Origin of the sequence: Halorhodospira sp. 9621, from assembly GCF_022228055.1 — a bacterium.
Lineage (GTDB): Bacteria > Pseudomonadota > Gammaproteobacteria > Nitrococcales > Halorhodospiraceae > Halorhodospira > Halorhodospira halophila_A.
On sequence record NZ_JAJNRD010000121.1, the window covers coordinates 1 to 402 of the forward strand.

Consider the following 402-nt stretch of genomic DNA (forward strand, 5'->3'; position numbering starts at 1 on the left):
GTCTTCATCCACGATCAGGAGTTTCGCATCCTGCGGGCGAATCGCGCCTACCTCCGAGAGGCCGGCGCCACGCTCGATGAGGTGATCGGCCAAACTTACTGGCACTTCTTCCCCCGTGGCGAAGGCCCCCTGCCCGACTGTCAGTCGGCGATGGGCAAGGTGTTGGCCGGAAATTACAGTGCTTCCGAGACCGGCTGTTCAGAGATCGCCGAGGAGTTCTCTGTGCCAGATGGCCGGTCCTTCCTATCGCGCTCGTATGTCGCTCGGGACGGACAAGGAGCCTACCGATACTCCGTCCATATCCTCGAGGACATTACCGATAGACGCCATCTCGAACAGGCGCATCAGGCCGCTGAAGCCAAATTCCAGGCGATCACCGCCGCCGCACTCGATGCCATCGTG

General features: G+C 61.2%; 1 protein-coding gene. It reads left to right on the forward strand.

Annotation, left to right across the window (positions count from 1 at the left end; genetic code table 11):
• On the forward strand, positions 1 to 402 hold a 402-nt coding region (locus LRF89_RS13385; RefSeq protein ID WP_238637395.1), incomplete at both ends, for a PAS domain-containing protein.